This is a genomic window from Comamonas sp. NyZ500, assembly GCF_016772095.1.
Classification (GTDB): domain Bacteria; phylum Pseudomonadota; class Gammaproteobacteria; order Burkholderiales; family Burkholderiaceae_C; genus Comamonas; species Comamonas thiooxydans.
The window spans coordinates 225,243-245,689 of sequence record NZ_JAEIJE010000001.1 but is presented as its reverse complement, the minus strand read 5'-3'; the positions used below and the strand labels follow the sequence as shown (position 1 = coordinate 245,689).

At 61.6% G+C, this 20,447-nt stretch carries 17 protein-coding genes; 3 read left to right on the top strand and 14 right to left on the bottom strand.

Annotated features, from left to right (window positions below):
• Positions 1-86: 86 nt before the first annotated feature.
• On the top strand, positions 87-530 hold the full coding sequence (locus tag JAO85_RS01120) for a universal stress protein (protein ID WP_003063135.1): 444 nt from the start codon (positions 87-89) through the stop codon (positions 528-530).
• Between the two features lie 319 nt (positions 531-849).
• Here JAO85_RS01120 and JAO85_RS01115 read toward each other — a convergent pair whose 3' ends face one another.
• The 7 genes from JAO85_RS01115 to JAO85_RS01085 form a co-directional block, all read right to left on the bottom strand.
• The gene (locus JAO85_RS01115; protein WP_202787499.1) at positions 850-2,403 is read right to left on the bottom strand and encodes a malonyl-CoA synthase; all 1,554 of its coding nucleotides are present in this window, start codon (positions 2,401-2,403) and stop codon (positions 850-852) included.
• Positions 2,404-2,565: 162 nt separating this feature from the next.
• Positions 2,566-3,582, bottom strand: coding sequence for a tripartite tricarboxylate transporter substrate binding protein (locus tag JAO85_RS01110; RefSeq protein WP_034351804.1), 1,017 nt, complete (start codon positions 3,580-3,582; stop codon positions 2,566-2,568).
• Between the two features lie 112 nt (positions 3,583-3,694).
• Positions 3,695-5,110 carry a malonyl-CoA decarboxylase gene (locus JAO85_RS01105; protein WP_012837922.1) on the bottom strand — a complete coding sequence of 472 codons (1,416 nt, stop codon included), beginning with the start codon at positions 5,108-5,110 and terminating at the stop codon, positions 3,695-3,697.
• Between the two features lie 155 nt (positions 5,111-5,265).
• The gene (lgt, locus tag JAO85_RS01100) at positions 5,266-6,108 is read right to left on the bottom strand and encodes a prolipoprotein diacylglyceryl transferase (RefSeq protein ID WP_003080469.1); all 843 of its coding nucleotides are present in this window, start codon (positions 6,106-6,108) and stop codon (positions 5,266-5,268) included.
• A 146-nt stretch (positions 6,109-6,254) separates the two neighbouring features.
• Entirely contained in the window at positions 6,255-7,262 is a 1,008-nt protein-coding gene (locus JAO85_RS01095) for a tripartite tricarboxylate transporter substrate binding protein (protein WP_202787255.1), read from the bottom strand.
• A gap of 116 nt (positions 7,263-7,378) precedes the next feature.
• Positions 7,379-9,238, bottom strand: a complete 1,860-nt coding sequence (gene ilvD / locus JAO85_RS01090; protein ID WP_041744024.1) for a dihydroxy-acid dehydratase — start codon at positions 9,236-9,238, stop codon at positions 7,379-7,381.
• Positions 9,239-9,378: 140 nt separating this feature from the next.
• Positions 9,379-9,618: a TIGR04438 family Trp-rich protein gene (locus JAO85_RS01085; RefSeq protein ID WP_003063147.1), complete on the bottom strand. Its 240-nt coding sequence runs from the start codon at positions 9,616-9,618 to the stop codon at positions 9,379-9,381.
• Positions 9,619-9,731: 113 nt separating this feature from the next.
• On the opposite strand from JAO85_RS01085, the gene JAO85_RS01080 reads away from it, so the two are divergent.
• Positions 9,732-10,037 carry a c-type cytochrome gene (locus JAO85_RS01080; RefSeq protein WP_003063149.1) on the top strand — a complete coding sequence of 102 codons (306 nt, stop codon included), beginning with the start codon at positions 9,732-9,734 and terminating at the stop codon, positions 10,035-10,037.
• Between the two features lie 327 nt (positions 10,038-10,364).
• On the opposite strand, the gene typA is transcribed toward JAO85_RS01080, so the two are convergent.
• The 7 genes from typA to JAO85_RS01045 all read right to left on the bottom strand — a co-directional run bounded on the left by typA (position 10,365) and on the right by JAO85_RS01045 (position 19,226).
• A complete protein-coding gene (gene typA / locus JAO85_RS01075) occupies positions 10,365-12,191 on the bottom strand; it encodes a translational GTPase TypA (RefSeq protein ID WP_003063151.1) in 1,827 nt (608 codons plus the stop codon).
• Entirely contained in the window at positions 12,188-13,180 is a 993-nt protein-coding gene (truB, locus tag JAO85_RS01070; protein ID WP_039048506.1) for a tRNA pseudouridine(55) synthase TruB, read from the bottom strand. Before truB ends, typA begins: the two co-directional genes overlap by 4 nt.
• A gap of 4 nt (positions 13,181-13,184) precedes the next feature.
• Entirely contained in the window at positions 13,185-13,562 is a 378-nt protein-coding gene (gene rbfA, locus JAO85_RS01065) for a 30S ribosome-binding factor RbfA (protein ID WP_003056352.1), read from the bottom strand.
• 95 nt (positions 13,563-13,657) lie between these two features.
• Positions 13,658-16,492, bottom strand: a complete 2,835-nt coding sequence (gene infB, locus JAO85_RS01060) for a translation initiation factor IF-2 (protein WP_012837914.1) — start codon at positions 16,490-16,492, stop codon at positions 13,658-13,660.
• Between the two features lie 23 nt (positions 16,493-16,515).
• Positions 16,516-18,003, bottom strand: coding sequence for a transcription termination factor NusA (gene nusA / locus JAO85_RS01055; protein ID WP_003063156.1), 1,488 nt, complete (start codon positions 18,001-18,003; stop codon positions 16,516-16,518).
• 83 nt (positions 18,004-18,086) lie between these two features.
• Positions 18,087-18,665 carry a ribosome maturation factor RimP gene (rimP, locus tag JAO85_RS01050; protein WP_087864385.1) on the bottom strand — a complete coding sequence of 193 codons (579 nt, stop codon included), beginning with the start codon at positions 18,663-18,665 and terminating at the stop codon, positions 18,087-18,089.
• 180 nt (positions 18,666-18,845) lie between these two features.
• Positions 18,846-19,226: a thioredoxin family protein gene (locus JAO85_RS01045; RefSeq protein ID WP_034349992.1), complete on the bottom strand. Its 381-nt coding sequence runs from the start codon at positions 19,224-19,226 to the stop codon at positions 18,846-18,848.
• A 230-nt stretch (positions 19,227-19,456) separates the two neighbouring features.
• Here JAO85_RS01045 and JAO85_RS01040 point away from each other — a divergent pair, with 230 nt between their 5' ends.
• Complete coding sequence (locus tag JAO85_RS01040; RefSeq protein WP_034361624.1) at positions 19,457-20,437, top strand: DnaJ C-terminal domain-containing protein; 981 nt, start codon at positions 19,457-19,459, stop codon at positions 20,435-20,437.
• Positions 20,438-20,447: the final 10 nt, after the last annotated feature.

Here is a 20,447-nt window from a genome sequence, read left to right as displayed (position 1 = left end):
GATACCCACCTTGACATTAATCAACCGTTAACTGCCCAATCGACATATGCTTGTATTTACAACGCATGCAACCTAAGGAGAAAGCTATGTACAACCGCATTTTGATTGCTACCGACGGCACCGAACTCTCAGACAAGGCTGTGCATGCAGGCCTGGATCTGGCCGCTTTGTGCGGCGCCAGCGTGATTGCGCTCAAGGTTGTCTCGCACTATCCGCGCAGCTATCTGGAAGGCAGCGACTTGCTGGACATCAAGGAAGCCAAGCGCATTGAGGAGCAATGGACCAATCAGGCCCAGACCCTGCTGAACGGCGTCAAAGCCTTTGGCCATGAGCGCAAGGTCAATGTCACCACCGAAATCGCCCACTCAGACCTGGTGGCCGAGTCGATTGTGGAGATGGCCAAAAAGCATGATTGCGACCTGATCGTCATGGCTTCGCACGGTCGCAAGGGTCTGCAGCGCCTGCTGCTGGGCAGCGAAACCCAGCATGTGCTGACGCACTCACCGGTGCCGGTGCTGGTGCTGCGCTGATCGGATCCCCCTGAGCCGCTTAGCGGCTTCCCTTGAGGGGACGGCATCTGTACTGGGGACGGCCCTCGCCGGGCGCCCCTTGCTGGACTTGCCCCTGATATCCAGTGACACAGGCCGCTCAGGGGCCGCCGTTTGCCACTCACAAATTAAAAGCAGCTTGCGTACAAGCTGCTTTATTTTTAGATCGATTCAATGCTGAATCTGCCTTGCAAGCTGCGTGAACAGCTCACTTTTCAGGAGTCAAGTCAAAAGACAAGCGCCTGAAACGCAACCAATACTGCAGCCAAAAACCAACGCCTGGCGTCCGCTTCGACCGGCTTCAGGAGAACTCCTGCTGATACTGGTCGCGCAGCAGCTTCTTCTGGACCTTGCCCATGGTGTTGCGCGGCAGGCTGTCCACCACATAGCAGCGCTTGGGCACCTTGAAATTGGCCAGCCTGGCCTTGAGCGACTCCAGAATCTTCAGCCCATCGAGCTGCGCGCCCTTGCGCGGCACGATGACGGCAACGCCGACCTCGCCAAAGTCCGGGTGAGGCACGCCCACCAGGGCACTTTCGTCCACGCCAGGCAAATCGTTGATGAAGCCCTCCACCTCGGCCGGATAGACGTTGTAGCCGCCCGAGATGATCAAGTCCTTGCTACGCCCCACGATGCTGAAATAGCCGCGCTCGTCCTGCATGCCCACATCGCCGGTCCTGAACCAGCCGTCGGCCGTGAACTCCTCTGCCGTCTTCTCGGGCATGCGCCAGTAGCCCTTGAAGACATTGGGACCCTGCACCTCGATATTGCCGATCTCGCCTGCGGGCAGGGCTTTGCCGTCATCGCCATGAATGCGCACACCCACGCCCGGCAGCGGAAAGCCCACGGTTGCGCCGCGGCGCTCGGCCTCGTTGCCGTAGCGCGCATCGGCCTGATAAGGGTTGGAGGTCAGCATGATGGTCTCGCTCATGCCATAGCGCTCCAGGATGGTGTGACCGGTACGCGTCTTCCAGGCACGGAAGGTCTCGATCAGCATGGGTGCCGAGCCCGAGATGAAGAGGCGCATGTGCGCGGCCATGTCGCGGTCCAGCCTGGCATTGGCCAGCATGCGCACATAAAGGGTTGGTACCCCCATGAAGACGGTCGCATCCTTGAAGCGCGCCATGACGGCCTCGGGCTCGAAGCGGGCAAACCAGATCATGGGACTGCCGTTGAGCAGCGCCCCGTGAATGGCGACAAACAGGCCATGCACATGGAAGATGGGCAGCGCGTGAATCAGCACATCGCCTTCCTGCCAGCCCCAGTACACCTTGAGCATGGCCGCATTGCTCAGCAGATTGCCGTGGCTGAGCATGGCGCCCTTGCTGCGCCCCGTGGTGCCGCTGGTGTAGAGAATCGCCGCCAGATCGTCGGCGCGACGTGGCACGACCTGATGCTCGTCGCTGTGGTGGGCCGCACGCTCCAGCAAGCTGCCCGTGCGATCGGTTCCCAGGGTGTAGACATGGCCCACGCCGTGGTTGAAGGCAATCTTGGACACCCAGCCAAAACAGCCGGGGGCGCACACCACCACGGCCGGCTCGGCATTGGTGATGAAGTACTCCATCTCGGCGCTCTGGTAGGCGGTGTTCAGCGGCAGGAACACATGGCCGCTGCGCAGCGTGGCCAGGTAGAACATCATGGCTTCGACCGACTTTTCCACCTGCACCGCAATGCGGCTGCCCTCGGGCAGATCCAGCGAGGCCAGCAGATTGGCCATGCGTGCACTGCCCTGCTCCAGATCGGCCCAGGTGTAGTAGAGGCTGGAGCCATCGGGCTCGATGGCCTCCACGGCGATTTTCGTCAGATCCGCAGGAAACGCAGCGCGCAGCGCGCTGAAAAGATTGGCTTGAGGCATGTCGGTCATCGTGATGCTGTCGAACTCGGAAACGGTGAAAGCAAAAGGTCCACGGCCATCATAGGCCCGGCCCTGGCCTGGCCGGTGGCGCCAGGCACTGAAAAAATCACTTCTTCAAAATGGGGCGCCGGCAAAGGGCGCCCCGCAAGGCAGCCAGCCGGCTCAGGAGTCAATCTTCACATTCGCCGCCTTGACCACATGGGCCCAGCGCTGGATCTCGCTTTGCACCATGGCGGCAAACTGCGGCTGGCTCAGCTGGCCGTAATCGGCGCCGTTCTTGGCCCAGGCAGCCTTGATGTCCTCGGCGGCTCCGATCTTGCGCACCTCGTCCAGCATCTGCTGCTGCACGGCGGCAGGCGTGCCCTTGGGCGCCCATAGTCCATACCAGGTGGTGACGGTGAAGTCCGGCAGGCCGCACTCGGCCGCGCTGGGCACATCGGGGAAGGCGGGATTGCGCTTGGCGCCCGCCACCATCAAGGCCTTGATGCGGCCGCCCTTGATATGCTGGGCCGATGAGCCCAGGCCATCGAACAGCATGTCCACATTGCCGGCGATCAGGTCCTGCAGCGCAGGGCCCGCACCCTTGTAGGGAATATGGGTGATCTGGGTCTTGGTCTGCAGCTTGAACAGCTCGCCCGCCAGATGGTGCGAGGAGCCCGGCCCTGCCGAGGCATAGTTGTACTTGCCGGGGTTGGCACGCAGGTCCTGTACAAGAGCCTGCAAGCTGGCATGCGTCACCTTCTTGGGATTGACCACCACGACTTGCGGCACGCTGGCCAGCAGCGCCAGCGGGATGAAGTCGCGCTCCAGATCGTATTCGAGCTTGGGGTAGACCGATGGCGCAATCACATGGTGAGTGCCGCCCATGAAGAAGTTGTAGCCGTCGGGTACGGCCTTGGCCGCAATGCTGGCGCCCAGCGTACCGCCCGCGCCACCGCGGTTGTCTATCACCAAGGTCTTGCCCGAGGTCTTGGCGAACTGGGCAGAGAACGGCCTGGCAAAGGTGTCGGTGCCGCCGCCGGCAGGAAAAGGCACGATCAGATTGACAGGCCTGCTCGGCCATTCCGATGCCTGGGCCATGCCCGTCCAGCCCGATGCTCCAGCCGCCAGCAGCGCCCCCGTCGCCCCCAGCAGCGTGCGCCGCTGCAAACCCACGCTCTTTTCCCAAGAATCCTGCATCTATGTCTCCTCTGCGCGCCTGGTCAGCAGCATCGCCGCAGCCAGACTTGTGGTTGGAAGACGCAGCAGCAAAAGCCGGCTCAGGCCGGGCGCAGCGCGAGTCGCGATGCACTCAACCCTTGCACAGCGATTCGATCTCCGAGGAAACGGGAATCTTGCTCTGCGCCAACAGGCTGCGGTGCTTGTCCAGGCGCTTGAGGTCATACAGATAGTTGACCATCAGCCCCATGGATTGCTTGAGCCCCTTGGACGACAGGTCTGCCGCCCAGTTCAGGCGCTCCACGCGCGCACCGTTGCCAAGGTGAAAGCGTGCCACGGCATCCAGCGGACGCCCCTTGGCAGTTTCCCGACCCAGATAGCGCGCGGCGCAAAACATGGCGGCCTGACGCACCACCGATTTCTCCGGCAGCGAGCCCGGATCGTCCAGCGCGGCCAGCAATTGCGCGGCACTCACTCCGCCGGCGACCTTCTCCAGGGCTGCCTTTTGCTTGTCGTCGAGCTCCGCCAGCGCCGCATCGCCGTTCTTGCTCAGCCAGCTGCGCAGTCCCGGAATCGGCGACAGCGTGGCGAACTGCTTGAGCTTGGGAAACTCCTGGGTGAGCGTCTCCACCACATGCTTGATGAGCGAATCGCCGAAGCTCACGCCCTTGAGTCCGGTCTGGGTGTTGCTGATGGAATAGAAGATGGCGGTGTTGGCCTTGGCCAGATCGGCAGCCGCTGCGGCCTCGTCCAGCAACGGAGCCATGCTGCCTGCCATCTTGTCCAGCAGTGCCACCTCCACAAAGATCAGCGGCACATTGGGCATGCGCGGGTGAAAGAACCCATAGCAGCGGCGGTCGCTGTCGAGGCGATTCTTCAGATCGGCCCAGCTGCGGATATCGTGCACAGCCTCGTACTTGATCAGCTTTTCGAGCAGCGATGCGGGCGAATCCCAGTTCAGGCTTCTGAGCTCCAGCAAGGCCACATCGAACCAGCTGGAAAACAGATGCTCCAGCTCGGCGTCCAGCGCCACATAGTGCTGCTCCGCCTTGGGCAAGGCCAGCAACTCGGCGCGCATGTCGACCAGAAAGCCCATGCCGCCCTTGGGCTGGGCAAAACGCTGCAGCAGCCGCGTGCGCGATGAAACCAGGGCGCGGCGCAGGCTCATCTCGGCCTCGCCGCGTTCCACATCGCTGCCCGCCTTGTCGTAGCGCTCGCGGGCCGCCTGCAGGGCCTTGGCATCGGGGCCGAACTTTTCGATCGCCAGCAGCCAGAAGTCCTTGCGCGCGGCCAGATCGGCCTTGGCATACCAATCCATCAGCAGTTGCGCATGACGGCCGCCCTCCACGTCGCTGAGCGCGGTATCCGCCACCTGCTGCATGTCCAGCAGCAAGCGGCGCAGCTCGCGTGGCGACAGCGCCTCCTCCCCACGACGCAAGGTGGCCTCCAGGCGTTGCGCCAGCGGGCGATGCTGGGCGTCGCCCTTCTCGCCCTCGGCACCGCGCACCCACAGCTTGGTTTGCTCAATCCACTCGGCTGCCCACCCCATATGCATCTCCTTGTTCCAGCACCATCATGCTCTCATTGAAGAAGCAGATACCGCAATTGCAGTAACGCTTTCAGCCATTATGTGCAGTTTTTCAGCCTCGCACACCACACCATGAAAAACGCAGACCGAAGTCTGCGTTTTTCATGATTTGGCCTTCAGGCCGTAGTCCGCTGAACCGCGTAGGCCTGGCGCTTGCCGCACCACACCCACATGAGCACACCGGCCACGATCATGGGAATGCACAGCCACTGCCCCATGCTCATGCCCAGCGAGAGAATGCCCAGGAAGTCGTCGGGCTCGCGGAAGTACTCTGCGATGAAGCGGAAGGCCCCATAACCGATCAGAAAAACCGCCGCGACCTGGCCGGGCTTGCGCTCCTTGCGCGCGTAAAGCCACAGGATGATGAACAGCAGCAGCCCTTCCATCAGGAACTGATAGATCTGCGAGGGATGACGCGGCAGCATGGAGCCGCTTTGCGGGAACACCATGGCCCAGGGCAGATCCGCACTCGCAAAACGCCCCCAGAGCTCGCCGTTGATGAAGTTGCCGATGCGGCCCGCAGCCAGCCCTGTGGGCACGCAGGGCGCCACAAAATCTGCGACTTCCAGCCAGTTGCGCTTGCGCGAGCGCGCAAACCAGATCATGGAGCCGATGACGCCCAGCAGGCCGCCGTGAAAGCTCATGCCGCCCTGCCAGACGGCAAGAATCTCCAGCGGATGCGAGAGGTAGTAACCGGGCTTGTAGAACAGGCAGTAGCCGATGCGCCCGCCCACGACCACGCCCAGCACGCCGAGAAAGAGAATATCCTCCACATCCTTGCGCGCCCAGGCACGCTCGCCCGTCATGTATTTGAATGGAGGGTGGTGCAGTCGGCGCGTGCCCAGAAACAGGAACAGACCAAAGGCCACCAGATAGGTAATGCCATACCAGTGCACGGCCAGCGGGCCAATCTGCACGGCTACAGGATCAATGTGCGGATACATCAGCATGTCAGGCATTGTGCCGCAGGCCGATGACGTTTCTGCAAAACTGCATGCTCCGAGAACGCTGCAGAGTCTCATTCACCGGCTCAAAGCCCCCCTGATGCGAAAAACCTCGACCTGGCATCCTGCTGCATCCGGCGCCAGCGGCGCTCTTTCAAGCGTCAATGCGGCTTGTCCACCGCCAGGCCCTGCTCGCGCACGGTCTGGCGCACGACCTTGGCGGTCTCATCCATCATGGTGCTCAATCGCTGCGGTGTGCCGCCCAATACATTCACGCCCATGGTCTGCAACCTCTCCTGCACGGCAGGATCCTGCAAGGCCGCGTTGGCAGCGCCGTTGAGCCTGGTCACGACGGCCTGCGGTGTTCCTGCCGGAGCAACGATGCCGAACCAGGTGATGGCCAGATCGTTGAGCGCAGGGTGGCCCAACTCCCTGAACGTGGGCACCTGCGGCAGGGCCGGCAAGCGCTCCTGCGCGGCCACGGCGAACGGAACCAGACGGCCCGCAGCCACATGCGGAGCCGACGAAGGGTATTGATCGCTGAGCACCTGGGTCTCGCCCGACAGCGCGCCGCTGATCACCGGCCCCTGCCCCTTGTAGGGAATGTGGTGCAGCTTGAGCTTGAGATCGGCATTGAGGCGCTCGGCAATCAGATGCCCGATGGAGCCGATTCCGGCCGATCCGATATTGAACTGACCCGGCTTGCTGCGCGCAAGAGTGAGGAACTGGGCGTAGTTCTGCACACCCATATTGGGATGCACGGAAAACACCGACGGAATGGACGCCAGTGCAACCACCGGCACAAAGGCCTTGGCAGGATCTATGCGTGCCGACTGCGGCAGCATGACGGGATTGACCACCAGCGTGCTGATGGTGCCCAGGCCGATCGTGTAGCCGTCAGGCGCCGCATTGGCCACGGCCTCGGCCCCGATGAAGCCGCTGGCGCCGGACCGGTTGTCGACCACCACGGGCTGACCCAGGGTTGTGTGCATGGCATCGGCAACCAGACGCGCGACGATATCGGTGGAGCCTCCGGGCGTGAAAGGGACCACCAGACGCACGGGACGCTGCGGATAACGCCCTTCTGCAGCCTGCGCCGTCAATGCCCCCAGCAAGGCCAGCAGCCCTGCTGTCTTCAACAAGAAGGAGGGGCGAACAGCGAAAGACATGGAGATCACTTTCTGGCAAGACAATAAAAACAGCCGCGCGACTTGCATCGAGCGGCTGTGGGATTGTCCGTCAGCAGGCAAAGTCCGCGCTGACGAAATGACGAAACAAACGTAACTTAATCGTCGAGCAGCGACAGATCGCGCACAGCGCCGGTGTCGGCGCTGGTCACCAGCTTGGCATAGGCCTTGAGGGCCGCGGAGATCTTGCGAGGACGCGCCTGGGCAGGCTTCCAGCCCTTGGCATTCTGCGCTTCACGGCGGCGGGCCAGCTCTTCGTCGCTGACCAGCATGTTGATGCTGCGGTTGGGAATGTCGATGCGGATGATGTCGCCGTTCTGCACCAGGCCAATCGCGCCGCCGGCTGCCGCTTCGGGAGAGCAGTGACCGATGGACAGGCCGGAGGTACCGCCCGAGAAGCGGCCGTCCGTCAGCAGCGCACAGGCCTTGCCCAGGCCCTTGGACTTGATGTAGCTGGTGGGGTAGAGCATTTCCTGCATGCCGGGGCCGCCCTTGGGGCCTTCGTAGCGCACGATGACCACATCGCCTGCCTTGACCTTGTCGGCCAGGATGTTGGCCACGGCCTCGTCCTGCGACTCGACCACATGGGCCGGGCCTTCGAAGACCAGGATCGACTCGTCCACGCCTGCGGACTTCACCACGCAGCCGTCCAGCGCGATGTTGCCGCGCAGCACGGCCAGGCCGCCTTCCTTGCTGAACGCGTGCTCGTAGCTGCGGATGCAGCCTTCGGCACGATCCAGGTCCAGGCTGGGCCAGCGGGTGTTCTGGCTGAACGCCACCTGCGTGGGAATGCCGGCCGGGCCGGCCATGTAGAAGTGGCGAACGGCCTCGTCCTGCGTGCGCATGACGTCCCACTGCTCCAGCGCATCCTTCATGGTCTTGGCATGCACCGTGGGCACATCGGTGTGCAGCTTGCCGGCGCGGTCCAGCTCGCCCAGGATGGCCATGATGCCGCCAGCGCGGTGCACGTCTTCGATGTGGTACTTGGGCGTGTTGGGTGCCACCTTGCACAGCTGGGGCACGACGCGCGAGAGGCGGTCGATGTCGGCCATGGTGAAATCGATACCCGCTTCCTGGGCGATGGCCAGCAGGTGCAGGATGGTATTGGTGGAGCCGCCCATGGCGATGTCCAGCGTGATGCAGTTCTCGAAGGCCTTGAAGCCCACGGAGCGCGGCAGCACGCTGTCGTTGTCGTTCTCGTAGTAGTCGCGGGCCAGCTCGACGATGCGGCGGCCGGCGCGCAGGAACAGCTCTTCGCGGTCGGCATGCGTGGCCACCACGGTGCCATTGCCGGGCAGGGACAGGCCCAGCGCTTCGGTCAGGCAGTTCATCGAATTGGCGGTGAACATGCCCGAGCAGGAACCGCAGGTCGGGCAGGCGGAGCGCTCCACCTCGGCCACTTCGGCATCGGAATAGCGCTGATCGGCCGCGATCACCATGGCGTCCACCAGGTCCAGCTTCTTGAACTCTATGGTCTTGGTTTCGGGGTTGGCCAGCTTGGTCTTGCCGGCTTCCATGGGGCCGCCCGAAACAAAGATCACCGGAATGTTCAGGCGCATCGCGGCCATCAGCATGCCGGGGGTGATCTTGTCGCAGTTGGAGATGCACACCAGCGCATCGGCGCAATGGGCATTGACCATGTACTCGACCGAGTCCGCGATCAGGTCGCGGCTGGGCAGCGAATACAGCATGCCGTCATGGCCCATGGCGATGCCATCGTCCACGGCGATGGTGTTGAACTCCTTGGCCACGCCGCCGGCCTTTTCGATCTCGCGCGCGACCAGTTGCCCCAGATCCTTCAGATGCACATGGCCGGGCACGAACTGGGTGAAGGAGTTGGCAATCGCAATGATGGGCTTGTCGAAATCGCCATCTTTCATGCCGGTGGCACGCCACAGGGCGCGCGCACCGGCCATGTTGCGGCCGCCAGTGGAGGTTTTGGAACGGTATGCGGGCATGGGGTTCGCTATAAGACGTTATCGGGAAATGATTCTTTGGATTATGGCCCAGCACTGCAAGGCAGCGATGCCTAGCCCATGGCGGGCTGTCAGGCAAAACAATCACAAGACATCGTCAATCACGATGCCTGATTCACTGCTCAACGACGTCGCTGGCCCGGTGCCATGGCCTGCTTCTGACGTTCGATACGCTCTTTCTTGCGCTGGTCCATCTTCTCCATGGCCTTGCGCTTGGTATAGCCGGAAGCATCGGCCCAGGCCCACCAGGCGGCAGCCGCGCCATAAACGCCCAGAATAGGCCACCAGCTCCAGCCTGCGACAGGCCCGATCTGAGCCAGCTTGAGCAGCGACAACACGATCGCCAAACCTAACAGATACATACATCCCCTTTTTTGTTGATTTTCCAGAACACAGAGTGCACTGGAGAGTACACAAGCCAAGCACTACAATGCGCTAAAAGATCAACTTTAACCCCGCACCCTGGGAACTCATGATGAAGCAATTTCTGATCGCTTTCGCCCTTTCCGCCGCTGCCGTGGCCCCTGCCATGGCCGATCAGGCCCTGGCGCAGTCCAAGAACTGCATGGCCTGCCACGCTGTTGACAAGAAGCTGGTTGGTCCCGCATTCAAGGATGTGGCCGCCAAGTATGCAGGCCAGAAGGACGCCGCCGACAAGCTGGCTGCCAAGGTCATCAAGGGCGGCTCCGGCGTGTGGGGCCCCGTGCCCATGCCCGCCAATCCCCAGGTGAACGACGCCGATGCCAAGAAGCTGGTGGCCTGGATTCTGACGCAGAAGTAAATCGACTGCTTCTCAACGGCGCGAGACAGGGCCGTTATCAAAAACCGCATGGCTCCCATGCGGTTTTTTGTTTCTGAAGCTACCGCGACTCAGCAGATCGCCCTGCTCTTCCATCAGCCCTACGGCACCAGGATTCCAGACTTCGCTCCGCCCCCGTGAGGTCAGCATCCGCAACACTTGACTGCTGCAACTCGGCAGCAACTCGGCCCGTGGCTCGCGCAGCGACGAATCAATACCGCAGCCGTTGCAATGCAGACTGTCAGGCAGCAGCGTGCAATAAAAAAGGCCCCGAAGGGCCTTTTTGGATTCACAGTCTAGGCCTGTGAATTACGCATCACGCGAAGCACGCTTGCGGTCGTGTTCCTTCAGGTGACGCTTGCGCACGCGCAGGCTGGTGGGGGTGATTTCCAGCAGCTCGTCGTCTTCGATGAATTCCACGCCGTACTCCAGCGAAAGCTCGATGGGAGGCGTGATCTTGATCGCGTCTTCCTTGCCGGAAACACGGAAGTTGGTCAGCTGCTTAGTACGTGTGGCGTTCACCACCAGATCGTTGTCGCGGCTGTGGATGCCGATGATCATGCCTTCGTACACGGGGTCGCCGGCCTTCACGAACATGCGGCCACGGTCGTCCAGCTTGCCCAGGGCGTAGGTGAAGATTTCACCGTCGTCCATGGAGATCAGCACGCCGTTCTTGCGGCCGCCGATGTCACCCTTATGGGGTTCGTAGCTGTCGAAGATATTGGCGATCAGGCCGGAACCACGTGTCAGGTTCAGGAATTCGTTGGTGAAACCGATCAGGCCACGGGCAGGAATACGGTATTCCAGACGGACGCGACCGCGGCCATCGGGTTCCATGTTCACCAGCTCGCCCTTGCGCTCGCCCAGTGCCTGCATCACGCCGCCCTGGTGGCCTTCTTCGATGTCGGCAGTCACCAGCTCGATGGGCTCGTGCTTTTCACCGTCGATCATCTGCATCACGACGCGGGGCTTGGACACTGCCAGCTCGTAGCCTTCGCGGCGCATTTCTTCCAGCAAGATGGTCAGGTGCAGTTCACCACGACCGGAGACTTCAAAGATACCGTCTTCGTCGGTTTCCTTGACGCGCAGAGCCACGTTGGAGCGCAGTTCCTTTTGCAGACGGTCCCAGATCTGGCGGCTGGTCACGAACTTGCCTTCACGACCTGCCAGGGGCGAGGTGTTCACGCAGAAGTTCATGGTCAGCGTGGGCTCGTCAATCTTCAGCATGGGCAGAGGCTGAGGATTGGCGGGATCGGTGACGGTCTCGCCGATACCGATGTTTTCGATACCGCTGATCAGCACGATCTCGGAAGGACCGGCTTCGGTGGCCTGCACGCGATCGATACCCTGGAAGGTATGCACCTGGTTGATCTTGCCGCTGTAGCTCTTGCCGTCAGGACCGGCCATCACGGCCACTTGCTGACCGGGCTTGAGCGTGCCCTGGGTGATGCGGCCCACGCCGATACGACCCACGAAGGTGGAATAGTCCAGAGCGGAGACCTGCAGCTGCAGGGGAGCGCTGGCATCGCCTTGCACGGAAGGCACATGGTCGAGGATGGTGTCGAACAGGGCGGACATGTCCTCACCCCACTTGGCACCGGGCTCGCCCTCTTCCTTGGACGACCAGCCGTTGATGCCGGAGGCGTAGACCACGGGGAAGTCCAGTTGCTCGTCGGTGGCGCCCAGCTTGTCGAACAGGTCGAAAGCGGCGTTGATCACCTTGTCGGGGTTGGCACCGGGCTTGTCCACCTTGTTCACCACCACGATGGGGCGCAGACCCAGGGCCAGAGCCTTCTTGGTCACGAAGCGCGTCTGGGGCATGGGGCCTTCCTGCGCATCGATCAGCAGCACCACGCCGTCGACCATGGACAGGGCACGTTCCACTTCGCCGCCGAAGTCCGCGTGACCGGGCGTGTCGAGAATGTTGATGTGGGTGTCCTTCCAGGACACGGCACAGTTCTTGGCCAGAATGGTGATGCCGCGCTCACGTTCGATGGCATGGTTGTCCATCACGGTGTCGACGACTTTTTCGTGCTCGGCAAAAGTGCCGGACTGGCGCAGCAGCTGGTCCACCATGGTGGTCTTACCGTGGTCAACGTGCGCGATGATCGCAATGTTGCGGATTTGTTTGCTCATAATGTTTCCAAAATGCCGCTTGCTTGTGGACGCGGCGTTCCTTCCAAAATTTGTTGAATTTCTAGCGGACTGAGCAGGCGCTCGGGAATCAATTCCCCGCTCGCCACACGGCCTACCCCTAAAAGGGCATGCGGGCGCTCACCATACACCGCCACGGCCGGGGCATCCGCCCAAGACCCTCGACGGCGCAAGCCTGATAGAAAGCGACCTGCATCCTGTTCACCCAAGGTGACGACGGCATGACGATGCAGCAGGGTATCCACAGGCTGGACCTGCGCGATGCGCTCTTCATCGTTCATGGCTTCCAGCGCCTCCAGCGTCACGCAGCGCGACACCTCAAGACCGCCGGTTTCCACACGGCGCAGAAAACGCAAGTGGGCGCCACAGCCCAAGGCCTCGCCCACGTCTTCGCCCAATGTGCGGATGTAAGTGCCCTTGCTGCAGCTCACTCTCATCTTGACGGCCGGATGCCCCTGATCGTCCTGCACCAGAGTCAGCTCCAATGCATGAATGGTGACATCTCGTGCGGGGCGCTCCACTTCCACGCCCGCACGGGCATATTCATAGAGTGCCTTGCCGTCCTTCTTCAGCGCACTGTGCATGGGCGGCACCTGCTTGATGTCGCCCGTGAACTGGGCCTGCACCTGCGCCAGGCGCTCGGGCGTGATGGCGGCCAGATCCACGACACGCTCCAGCACCACATCGCCCTCGGCATCGGCCGTGGTCGTGGTCTGACCCAGGCGGGCAATGGCTTCGTAGGTTTTCTCGGCTTCGAGCTGAAGCTGACTGAATTTGGTGGCAGCGCCGAAACACAGCGGCAGCACGCCACTGGCCAGCGGATCAAGCGTGCCTGTATGGCCGGCCTTTTCGGCGCGCAGCAGCCACTTGACCTTCTGCAAGATATCGTTGCTGGACCAGCCCAGCGGTTTATCGAGCAGCAACACCCCATGCACAGGGCGCCGCTGCACCCGGGTGCGAGGGGCGTTCATGTGCTTATTCCTGTTCGGGTCCGCGCGACGCCACAGCCTTGGCGATCAAGGCGTTCATGTCGGCAGCGCGCTCTGTAGTGCGGTCGTAGACGAAATGCAGCGTGGGCACGGTATGAATGTGCAGACGCTTGAACAGGCCGTTGCGCAGAAAGCCTGCGGCCTGATTGAGTGCTGCCAGCGTCACTTCGGGATCGCCGACGAGCACGCTGAAGAACACCTTGGCGTGGGCATAGTCAGGAGTCACCTCCACGCCTTGCAGCGTGACCATGCCGACGCGCGGGTCCTTCAACTCGCGGGCGATCAGCTCCGACAGATCACGCTGGATCTGGTCGGAAACTTTGAAGCTGCGGTTGGGAGCAGCAGATTTGCGTTTGGTTGCCATGAATAAAAAAGGAGCTATTTGCGCTTGCTGCACAAGGAGTTCAAGGCGTTCTCAGCCTCAAACCCTTGCACAACACACGCTAGCAGCTATTGCTTTTACAGCGTACGAGCGATTTCCTTGATCTCGAAGACTTCCAGCACGTCGCCTTCCTTGATGTCGTTGTAGTTGCGCAGCTTGATACCGCACTCGAAGCCTTCCTTGACTTCCTTGACATCGTCCTTCATGCGGCGCAGCGACTCGATCTCGCCCGTGTAGATGACCACGTTGTCGCGCAGCAGACGGAAGTGTGCATTGCGGGTGACGTGACCTTGCGTGATGTACGAGCCGGCAATGGTGCCGATCTTCGTTGCCACGAACACGGTGCGGATCTCGGCCATACCGATGATCTCTTCGCGCTTCTCGGGAGCCAGCATGCCGGACATCGCAGCCTTCACTTCATCCACGGCGTCGTAGATGATGTTGTAGTAGCGAACGTCGACATCGTTGCCTTCAGCGGTCTTGCGGGCCTGAGCATCCGCACGCACGTTGAAGCCGATGATGATGGCCTTGGAAGCCAGCGCCAGGTTGACGTCGGACTCGGAGATACCGCCCACGCCGGAGTACACCAGCTGAACCTTGATCTCGTCGGTGGACAGCTTGAGCAGCGAGGCTGCCAGAGCTTCCTGCGAGCCTTGCATGTCGGCCTTGATGATGATGGGCAGGGTCTGCACATCGCCAGCGGACATTTCGGCGAACATGTTTTCCAGCTTCGCAGCTTGCTGCTTGGCCAGCTTGGTGTTGCGGAACTTGCCGGCGCGGTAGGTCGCGATTTCACGGGCACGGCGCTCATCGCTCAGCACCATGAAGTCGTCACCCGCCTGGGGCACTTCGTTCAGACCCTGAATCTCTACAGGGATGGAAGGACCGGCTTCCTTGGTCTGCTTGCCGTCTTCGTCGAGCATGGCTCGCACGCGACCATAGGTCTGGCCCGCCAGCACCACGTCGCCGACCTTCAGCGTACCGGACTGCACCAGCACCGTAGCCACGGTACCGCGACCCTTGTCCAGCTGGGCTTCGATCACGATACCCTTGGCAGCGGCGTCCACGGGCGCCTTGAGTTCCAGCACTTCGGCCTGCAGCAGCACTTGCTCCAGCAGCTCGTCGATGCCCTGGCCGGTCTTGGAGGACACGGCCACGAAGGGAGAGTCGCCGCCGTATTCTTCGGGCAGCACCTCTTCCACGACCAGCTCCTGCTTGACGCGATCGGGGTTGGCTTCGGGCTTGTCGGCCTTGGTGATGGCCACCACGATGGGAACACCAGCCGCCTTGGCGTGCTTGATGGCTTCCTTGGTCTGGGGCATGACGCCGTCGTCGGCAGCGGCCACCAGAATCACGATGTCGGTGGACTTGGCACCGCGAGCACGCATGGCCGTGAAGGCCTCGTGACCGGGAGTGTCCAGGAAGGTGATGATGCCGCGAGGCGTCTTCACATGGTAGGCACCGATGTGCTGAGTGATGCCGCCGGCTTCGCCCGACGCCACCTTGGTGCGACGGATGTAGTCCAGCAGCGAGGTCTTGCCGTGGTCCACGTGACCCATGACGGTCACCACGGGAGCGCGCGGCAGTTGCTCGGCTTCGGAGTTGGAGACTTCCTCGGCGGTGAAGGCCTCGGGATCGTCCAGCGCTGCCACCTTGGCGGTGTGGCCCATTTCCTCCACCACGATCATGGCGGTGTCCTGGTCCAGCGGCTGGTTGATGGTGACCATCTGGCCCATCTTCATCAGAACCTTGATGACCTCGGATGCCTTGATGGCCATCTTGTGAGCCAGTTCGGCCACGGTGATGGTCTCGGGCACCGAAATCTCCAGCTGACGGAACTCGGGAGCCTGCTGCTGTTGCTGCTCGTGACGATCATTGCCACGACGGCCGCCCTTGGGACCACCGCGCCAGTTGGAACGGCCAGCCACGCCACCGGAGCTGTCGCCACGGGTCTTGATTTCCTTCTTCTTGCCGGCGTCGTTGGACCAGCTCGAAGACAGCTTGGCGGACTTGACTTCCTTGCCTGGACGGGCGCCGCCGCCGGCATTGGCCGCGCCAGCGCTGCCTGCGGGCTTGTTGCCATCCTTGGCGGCAACAGGCTTCTTGGCATCGGCGGCAACCGGAGCAGCCTTCTTGGGCTCCTCGGGCTTCTTGGCGACCAGCACCTTCTTGGGTGCAGCCATCATGGCGCGGATGGCTTCCGCTTCGGCCAGGGCCTTGCGGCGGCGCTCATCCAGATCCTTGGCGCGGCTGGCTTCTTCAGCAGCCTTGGCCTGGGATTCGGCTTCCGCCTTGGCGCGTGCCTCGGCCTGGGCCGCAGCACGTGCGGCAGCGCCTGCGGCGTGCTCGCGCTTTTCTTCTTCCTTTGCCGCCTTGGCTTCAGCCACCTTGGCGACTTCCGCGGCTGCATAGGCTGCAGCACGTTCCTCGGCTTCGCGCTCGCGGCGCTCGCGCTCTTCGCGCTCTTGACGTTCCTTGGCCAATTGTTCTTCCTGATGGCTCAACAGCTCGGCCTCGCGGCGAGCATCTTCTTCACGGCGTACCAGCTCTTGACTAGCGGCACGCTCCTGCACAGCCTTAGCCATGCTTTCCGCATTGGCCTGAGCCTCGGCGGGAGTGTCTTCCCGCTTCACGAAAGTGCGCTTCTTGCGCACTTCCACCTGAATCGTACGGGCACGGCCCGATGAATCCGCCTGCTTGATTTCGCTGGTGGACTTCTTGGTCAGCGTGATCTTCTTGGCACCGCTGCCATGGCTTGCCTGCAGGTGAGACAGCAAGCGCTGCTTGTCACCTTCGGTCAGCGCGTCAGCCGCATTGGCCTTGTCAACCCCGGCGGCCTTGAGCTGCTGCAGCAAGGTATCAGGGGTCGTGTTGCGCTCTTTCGCAAATTCTGCAACCGTATTACTCGACATAAATGCTCTGTACCTCCCTGACCTTACTCTTGCCCATCGGTAAACCAGTGCTCACGCGCCTTCATGATCAAGGCCTTGGCTTCTTCGGCAGTCTGACCGGTGATTTCGGTCAGCTCGTCGATCGCCAGGTCGGCCAGATCGTCACGGGTGTGCACATCAGCTTGCGCCAGCTTGTCCAGCAGCTCGGCAGTCATGCCGTCCAGAGACACCAGATCCTCGGATGCCTTGCTCACATTTTCTTCGCGAGCAATTTCCTGACTCAGCAGTGCATCCTTGGCGCGGCTACGCAGCTCGTTCACCGTCTCTTCGTCGAAGGATTCGATTTCGAGCATTTCCTGCAGCGGCACATAGGCCACTTCTTCCAGGGTCTCGAAACCTTCTTCGATCAGGATGTTGGCGATTTCCTCGTCCACATCCAGCTTTTCCATGAACAGCTTGCGCGAGACAGCCGACTCGTCGGCCTGCTTCTGGGCAGACTCTGCAGCGTCCATGATGTTGATCTTCCAGCCTGTCAGCTCGGAGGCCAGACGCACGTTCTGACCGCCGCGACCGATGGCGATGGCCAGATTTTCCTCGTCCACCACCACGTCCATGGCGTGCTTTTCCTCATCCACAACGATGGAAGAGACATTGGCAGGAGCCAGGGCACCGATCACGAACTGGGCGGGGTCTTCGGACCACAGCACGATATCCACACGCTCGCCGGCCAGTTCGTTGGTCACGGCATTCACGCGGGTGCCGCGCACGCCGACGCAGGTGCCGATGGGGTCCACGCGCTTGTCGTGGCTGAGCACGGCGATCTTGGCACGAGAGCCGGCGTCACGGGCGCAGCTCTTGATCTCCAGCAGGCCTTGCTCGATCTCGGGCACTTCATTGCGGAACAACTCCACCATGAATTCGGGAGCCGAGCGCGACAGCAGGATGGGAGCGCCGCGCAAGGTGGCATCGACTTCCATGATCATGGCGCGCACGCGGTCGCCATTGCGCAGATTTTCCTTGGGGATCATCTCGCCGCGCTTGAGTCGGCCTTCCACACGGCCGGATTCGACAATGATGTCGCCCTTGTCCATGCGCTTGACGGTACCGGTGAAAATCTTCTCGCCACGGGCCAGGAATTCGTTGAGCAGCATTTCGCGCTCGGCGTCGCGAATCTTCTGCAGGATGACCTGCTTGGCAGCCATGGCACCGATACGGCCGATGGGCAGCGACTCGATCTGCTCTTCAATGAACTCACCAATTTGAATGCCGGGCACGCGGTCTTCCGCATCCATCAGCATTTCTTCGGCGTCGGGGTTCTGCAGACCGGCATCGTCAGACACCACCACCCAGCGGCGGAAGGTGTCGTAGTCGCCGCTTTCGCGATCGATGGACACGCGGATGTCTACTTCACCTTGGTACAGCTTCTTGGTGGCCTGTGCCAGTGCGGATTCCACGGCACCAAAAACCACATCGCGTTCCACGTTCTTTTCACGCGAAATGGCTTCAACCAACATCAACAGTTCGCGATTCATGCGACGACTCTCCTATTTCAATCACACAAAGAGGATTTGCATGCGACCTCTTTGCCCCAAAAGATTCAAACGCTTCAGCTGCCTCATTCGGGCTTGGCTGCGCGTCCTTTGAAATTCACAATCGGTGCCAGACGAGCTTCGCGCAACTCGTCAAGCGTAAAGCCCATCGCGTTCAACGGCGCAGGCTCACGCTTCTTGCTGACGCGCACGCCCGGCTTGGGAGGCGGCTCATCGCTCCAGACGATCTGCCAGCCACCTTCTTCAGTCCGCTCCAGCGTGCCACGAAATTTCTTGCGGTTTGCATTGATCTTGTCGCCACCCGCAGTCCCGATGGGAGCCTTGAGCGTCAGATCCACCTCCGAGCCTTCAAAGCGGATGAAGTCCTGCTCATGGCGCAGCAAACGATCAATGCCTGGAGAAGAGACCTCCAGGCGGGCGTAGTCCGCACCATCGACTTCCAGCGCAAACTGAAGCTGGCGCGTGACCTTTTCGCAGTCTTCCACTGTCACGAACTGCTCGGGCAGCTCAGGCGCACCTTCCTCCGGCGCCTGCCAAGGCAAATCAATCGTGATGCGCAGCAGGCCGCCGGCCGAGCGCTCGATTTCAACCAGGTCATAGCCCAGACCTGTCACGGTTTGTTCAACGATTTGCTGTAGTGCCACGTGTATTCAGTTCAATCCCGAAAAATCTGTCAAATCATGGACTTAGCTCTGCCAAAAACAGGTTTCGCCATGAATTGCCCAAAAAAAACGGGCGGTATGTACCCGCCCGTTTGGTCGTGAAGCCGTGATTGTAGCCGCAAACCACTGTTTTCGCAAAAAGTGTCTCGCATAAAACAGCGATCAACGCAAGACTTCCTGCAGGTCATCAGCGCGCAACAATCGCTGCAGCAAATCCTGGGCCTCCTGCACATCGGCGGGCCTCGCCGCCGCATCTGCGGGCAGGGATTGCAGCATCCGCGCCAGCACCCCCGTCTGCGGAAGCACAGGCCCCAGAAATCTGGCCTGCTCGCCCTGCGCCACCAAAATGGACGGAAAGGTTTCTATGTCCAGATCGCCAGCGACATCCTCACGGTCTTCCACATCGAGCCAGACAAAACGCATCTGTGGAAACTGGGCAGCAAGAGCCTCGAAGGGCTGCCGGTACTGTTTACAGGTACCGCACCAGTCAGCACAGAGGCAGACAACCAGCCATGCGTCTGCTTTTGTAATTTCTTGTTTCATTTCACGAACTCTGGGCAGGCCTTCGCACACGCCCCTGCATTGATCCCGGCAATGGTAGCGCCAGATGCCCCCAAGGACTCAAACCCCGGTCATCACCCCACCAGCGCGCATTGAGACCCTTGAAGCTGCCGCACTCTATCCCTATTATTTTCCTGAATGCGGGCGCAGCAATGGCAGCAGCCAAGGCAACAGTCTTGCGCCCATCTTTTGACAAGAAGATTGGTGACTCCATGGATTACAAGGACTATTACAAGATACTTGGCGTGGACAAAAAGGCCTCCACCGAGGACATCAAAAAGGCCTATCGCAAACTCGCCCGCAAATACCACCCCGACATCAGCAAGGAAAAAGACGCGGCTGCTCGCATGGCCGAGGTCAACGAAGCCAACACCGTGCTCTCCGACCCCGAAAAGCGCGCCGCCTACGACGCCATGGGCGACGAGATGCAGTTTGCTCAAAATGCCAGAGCTCAGGGCAAGGGAGGCTTTCGCCCGCCGCCCGACTGGGATCAGCAGGACTTTCACTTCAGCAGCCAGGGCGATGCCGGCAGCGACGCCGATTTCAGCGACTTTTTCTCGCAGATGTTCGGCCAGGCCGCTCGTGCACGGCGCCATCAGGGCCAGCAAGGCGCGCGCAGCACCCCAGACATGCGCGGCCAGGACCAGCATGCCAGCATAGAGCTGGATCTGCAGGACAGCTATAGCGGCGCCGTGCGCTCGCTGCATCTGCGCAGCACCGTGCTCGACGACCAGGGCATCCCCACCCACAAGGACAAGGAGCTGCAGGTCACCATTCCCAAGGGCGTGCGCGAGGGCCAGATGATTCGCCTTGCCGGTCAGGGCAACCCGGGTCTGGGCAAGGGTGCTCCAGGCGATCTGCTGCTGGAGGTGCACTTCCGTAGCGATCCGCGCTGGTGGTCCGAAGGCAAGGATGTCTACCAGCGAGTGCCGCTCGCGCCCTGGGAAGCCGAGCTCGGTGGCCCCGTCCCCTTCAAGACGCTGGCCGGGGAACTGGAAGTCACCGTGCCCGCCGGCTATCGCTCGGGTCGCAAGCTGCGCCTCAAGGGCAAGGGCCTGCCCGCCGCCACGCCGGGTGATCTGTACCTGGTGCTGGATGTGGTCTTCCCACCCGCGGCGACACCCGCGCAAAAGCAGGCTTATGCCGACTTTGCCAGGGCCTTCCCGCAGTTCGATGCCCGCAGCCTGAGTTGAAAGGTTTTCC